The 5030-nt window shown below is 45.2% G+C and carries 4 protein-coding genes; 1 reads left to right on the top strand and 3 read right to left on the bottom strand.

What is annotated here, in order from left to right:
- A partial coding sequence (locus tag IQR33_RS34875; RefSeq protein WP_228014222.1) for a dihydroxyacetone kinase subunit DhaK occupies positions 1–466 on the bottom strand: 466 nt, incomplete at its 3' end.
- Between the two features lie 353 nt (positions 467–819).
- Between IQR33_RS34875 and IQR33_RS30105 the strand changes: the two genes are divergently transcribed.
- The gene (locus tag IQR33_RS30105; RefSeq protein ID WP_005379703.1) at positions 820–1902 is read left to right on the top strand and encodes a glycerol dehydrogenase; all 1083 of its coding nucleotides are present in this window, start codon (positions 820–822) and stop codon (positions 1900–1902) included.
- Between the two features lie 82 nt (positions 1903–1984).
- Here IQR33_RS30105 and glmS read toward each other — a convergent pair whose 3' ends face one another.
- Positions 1985–3817 (bottom strand): glutamine--fructose-6-phosphate transaminase (isomerizing), encoded by a 1833-nt coding sequence (glmS, locus tag IQR33_RS30100; RefSeq protein ID WP_033906046.1) that lies wholly within the window; start codon positions 3815–3817, stop codon positions 1985–1987.
- 110 nt (positions 3818–3927) lie between these two features.
- Positions 3928–4689: a DeoR/GlpR family DNA-binding transcription regulator gene (locus IQR33_RS30095; protein ID WP_005379701.1), complete on the bottom strand. Its 762-nt coding sequence runs from the start codon at positions 4687–4689 to the stop codon at positions 3928–3930.
- Between the last annotated feature and the right edge of the window lie 341 nt (positions 4690–5030).

Genomic DNA, 5030 nt, shown 5'->3' with positions numbered 1-5030 from the left:
TTTCAACCAATACCGTTCCAGCTACGCCACGGCGACCAGCAGTATACAGGCTGTCTTTGACTGCAACATCGTCATCCACCAACACCGACCCAACTTTGATGCCATCGGTATGAAGCAGCTCCACAGCCGTTTCAAAGTTCAACACGTCTCCGGTGTAGTTTTTAATGATAAATAGCACGCCTTCACCAGTATTCACTTGGTTGCCACATTCGTACATTTGATCTGGCGTTGGTGAAGTAAATACCTCTCCAGGGCAGGCGCCTGTCAGCATGCCTTTACCAATAAAACCTGCGTGCAAAGGTTCATGACCACAGCCACCACCAGAAACCAGTGCCACTTGCCCCGGTGTTTCCTCGTGCCACATGTAACGAGGTTCGTAGTTCGCTTTTAGCTCTGGGCGAGATAAAGCCAGACCTTCCATTTGCTGCAATACAACATCATCAACTTGGTTAATTAACTTTTTCATCGTTCTATCTCATTCCATTTATATTTTTATGTAGGGTATGAATTCATCTTAAACAGAGAAAATGCGTGCTCAACAAAAATCAATCCGTTTCATATTGAAACAAAAACTTCGGCATTATTGTTTCAATATGAAACGAAAAACGACAAATTTTCCTGAATAGTGATCGTCGCCATAAAGCATGCTGATTCTTATTACTTCTGGCAGTCGGTTTGACACAGAGGTCATAAAAGCATGGAACAAAACCAGAGATATCCTTCACCACTTACCACACCAAACCTAATATAAACCTTATCCCTACAATGGATATTCATTGCAGTCCAAAACACACATAAAAAAGGTTAAAGGTTTGAATTATGGACAAAATTATTATCAGCCCGAGCAAATACGTCCAAGGTGAACAAGTACTTACATCTATCGCTCACTATGTGAAAACATTGGGTGAACGTCCGTTAGTAATTGCCGATGAGTTCGTGACTAACCTGGTTGGTGATGACGTCAAACAAAGTTTTGCTGACGAAAAGCTTCCACTCACTATGAACATTTTTGGTGGCGAATGTTCGCGCGTTGAGATTGAACGCATCACGGACATTTGTGCCACTCAAAAACACGATGTTATTGTCGGTATTGGTGGTGGTAAAACGTTAGATACAGCAAAGGCTGTTGCGTTTTACACCAAAATTCCTGTCGTGGTGGTTCCTACCATTGCCTCGACAGATGCACCAACCTCAGCGCTTGCGGTGATATACACACCTGAAGGTGAATTTGCAGAATATTTGATGATCCCTAAAAACCCAGACATGGTCATCATGGATACGTCAGTCATCGCCAAAGCCCCTGTTCGCTTACTTGTATCGGGGATGGGCGACGCGCTTTCCACCTACTTTGAAGCTCGTGCCAACATGACTTCTGGTAAGGCAACAATGGCTGGTGGGTTAGCGACGCGTTCAGCACAAGCGCTTGCGAAACTTTGCTATGAAACCTTGCTTGAAGATGGTGTAAAAGCAAAAGCTGCGGTAGAAAATGGTGTGAGCACCAAAGCGGTAGAAAACATTATTGAAGCCAATACATACCTAAGCGGTATCGGTTTTGAAAGCAGTGGTCTAGCGGGTGCTCACGCTATTCATAACGGCCTAACTAAGCTTGAAGAGTGTCATCATCTCTATCATGGTGAGAAAGTCGCGTTCGGCACACTAGTTCAGCTGGTACTAGAAAACGCAGCGATGGAAGAGATTAATACGGTTCTTGCATTCTGCCGCTCTGTAGGTCTACCAACCAACTTATTTGATATGGGCGTTAAAGAGCTTAACCACGCTAAGTTGCGCGAGGTCGCCGAAGCCTCAACGGCCGAGGGAGAAACCATCCACAATATGCCATTCCCAGTGACGGCAGAAAATGTCTACTCTGCAATTCTAACCGCTCACCAGTTGGGTCAATAACTCACCCCCTTAAAGTGGGCTTAAATAAAAAAGCGGCACATACTCTCGCATGTGCCGCTTGGATTTTTGCTGTTAAGCGTAATTACTCAACCGTTACCGCTTTCGCCAGGTTACGTGGTTGGTCTACGTCCGTACCTTTGATCAGTGCTACGTAGTAAGACAGCAATTGCATTGGGATGGTGTAGTAGATCGCCGCCGTGATTTCACTAACGTGAGGCATCGTGATGATCTTCATTGTTTCATCGCCTTCGAAGCCTGCGTCTGCATCTGCGAATACATACAGAAGACCGCCACGCGCACGTACTTCCTCAACGTTTGATTTTAGCTTTTCAAGTAGGTCGTTGCTTGGTGCAACCACAACAACAGGCATGTCAGCATCAATCAGCGCAAGAGGACCGTGTTTTAGTTCACCCGCCGCGTACGCTTCTGCGTGGATGTAAGAGATCTCTTTCAGTTTTAGAGACGCTTCCATCGCGATTGGGTAGAACTCGCCACGGCCTAGGAACAATGTGTGGTGCTTGTCTGCAAAATCCGTTGCTAGTGCTTCAATTTCTTTCTCGAAAGAAAGTGCCGCGTTGATTTGCTTAGGAAGTGCATGCAGCGCTTCAACAATCTCTTTTTCTTTCTCTTTGCTGATGCGGCCTTGCTCTTTACCTAGTGCTGTTACCAGCATAAGTAGTGCAGAAAGCTGAGTCGTGAACGCTTTGGTTGAAGCCACGCCGATTTCGACGCCAGCGCGAGTCATGAATGCAAAATCTGATTCACGAACCAGAGAAGAGCCTGCTACGTTACAAATGGTCATCGCCGCCATATAACCTTTCTCTTTCGCAAGACGAAGTGCTGCTAACGTATCTGCAGTTTCACCAGACTGAGACAACGTAATAAGAAGGCTGTTTGGACGAGTCACAAACTTGCGGTAACGGAACTCAGACGCGATTTCTACATCACAGCTAACGCCAGCAATGTCTTCAAACCAGTAACGCGCTGTCATACCTGCGTTGTAAGACGTACCACACGCGACGATTTGTACGTGTTCTACTTTGCTTAGAATGTCTGCCGCGTGCACACCGATCGCGTCTGTCACAACAGAGTCTGCCGTGATACGACCTTCCATTGTGTTGATCAACGCTTTAGGTTGCTCATAGATTTCTTTTTGCATGAAGTGACGGTATTGGCCTTTATCACCTGCATCATGCTCTGCGTTAGATTCAACAATTTCACGCTCAACTGGCTCACCCGTTGCATCAAACACAGTGACTTCACGGCGAGTAATTTCTGCTACGTCCCCTTCTTCTAGGTACATGAAACGGCGCGTAACGTTAAGTAATGCAAGTTGGTCAGACGCTAGGAAGTTTTCACCTACACCAAAACCGATCACGATCGGGCTGCCTGAACGCGCTACTACGATGCGTGAAGGATCTTTGCGATCCAACGCTACCGTGCCGTATGCGCCTTCAAGTTGTTTTGCTGTTTTTTGTACCGCTTCTAATAGCGTTTCTGAAGTACGAAGTTCCCACTCAACCATGTGTGCGATAACTTCTGTATCCGTTTGCGATTCAAACACGTAGCCACGAGATTGAAGCAGCTCACGCAGCTCTTCATGGTTTTCGATGATGCCGTTATGGACAACTGCGATATCACCAGACATGTGTGGGTGAGCATTGATTTCAGAAGGTTCACCGTGCGTCGCCCAACGAGTGTGCGCAATGCCAGTTCCGCCGATCACTTTTGCTTCTTCTACTGCATCAGCCAATTCTTGTACTTTACCCAAGCGACGAACGCGCGTTAGGTTTGATTCGCCATCAACAACCGCAACGCCAGCAGAGTCGTAACCGCGGTACTCTAAGCGGCGTAGACCTTCAACCAAAATTTCTGCAACATCTCGTTGTGCTACTGCACCTACGATTCCACACATGTGTTTATCTCCGTTTGTAGTTTTGTTCTTCCCTAGCCATGATTTCAAATAGAGGCAGCAAGCAAAGGCCTTTATCCAGAGGGAAGTGAAATATGAAACTGATTACATCATTAGGCGCAAATGACTTTCACGCCATGTTGTTCAATCTGTACTTTATGCTCTGCTTGGATATCTGCATCGGTCACCAACACATCAACTTGATGCCAAGCGAGCTCTAAGTTTGGGATCTTACGGCCGATTTTTTCGGACTCTATCATTACGATCACTTCACGTGACGCTTCTGCCATTACCTTACTTAAGCCAACCAACTCATTAAATGTCGTGGTTCCACGCTCGAGATCGATGCCATCCGCACCGATGAATAGTTGGTCAAAGTCGTAAGCTCGTAATACAGATTCGGCTACTTTGCCTTGAAAGGACTCTGAGTGCGTATCCCAAGTACCGCCAGTCATCAGCAGTGTCGGTTCGCTCTCTAATTCATTTAGGGCGTTAGCAACATGCAACGAGTTGGTCATGACCACTAAGCCACGTTTGTCATTCAACTGTTGAATCAGCGCGGCAGTCGTGCTGCCACTGTCGATCACGATGCGATTATGATCGCGAATCAATGATGCTGCTGCTTTTGCTAAGCTTAACTTTCGAGTCGAAACATTAGCGCCCAATTCTTCGTGAATGACTTCCTTTGGGATAGCAATCGCACCGCCATAGCGGCGTAGAAGTTGGCCGTTTTTCTCTAAAGAAGCTAAATCCTTTCTAATCGTGACCTCTGAGGTTTCGAATTTCTGAGCAAGTTCATCAACGCTGACTTCTCCTAGTTCAGAAACCAAGTTAGAAATGGCGTGTCTTCTTAATTGAGTATTTCGTTTCGACATTTAAGTTTTGATTTTAAGTTTCGATGTGAAACTTATTATAGTCAAACCGAAACTTTTAAGTCCATTTATTTCGATCCAAAAAATTAATATTTCTCGATAAAACCTTGTCCTAAGACAATTCTTAAACAGTGATATTGGATTCATTCAGTGGTAGAATTCGCCACCGAAAAGAAAAAAAATTACAGAATTGAAGGCTATTTTTTTGCAACTTTCTGCATATAAAGTGGGATTAGTCACAAAAAGGTAACCAAAATCGCCGATCTTTTAGTCATAAAATGACTAAACTTGGTGAAAGACTTTCAGAATCTGAAGTTCTAATAATGAGACGAAAAATCGGTGGA

This window comes from Vibrio sp. OPT46, assembly GCF_015163535.1.
Classification (GTDB): domain Bacteria; phylum Pseudomonadota; class Gammaproteobacteria; order Enterobacterales; family Vibrionaceae; genus Vibrio; species Vibrio alginolyticus.
This window is presented reverse-complemented; position numbering and strand designations above follow the sequence as displayed.

Coding starts and splice junctions, on each gene's coding strand:
- IQR33_RS30105 (WP_005379703.1), top strand. CDS start 820: ATGGACAAAATTATTATCAGCCCGAGCAAATACGTCCAAGGTGAACAA.
- glmS (WP_033906046.1), bottom strand. CDS start 3,817: ATGTGTGGAATCGTAGGTGCAGTAGCACAACGAGATGTTGCAGAAATT.
- IQR33_RS30095 (WP_005379701.1), bottom strand. CDS start 4,689: ATGTCGAAACGAAATACTCAATTAAGAAGACACGCCATTTCTAACTTG.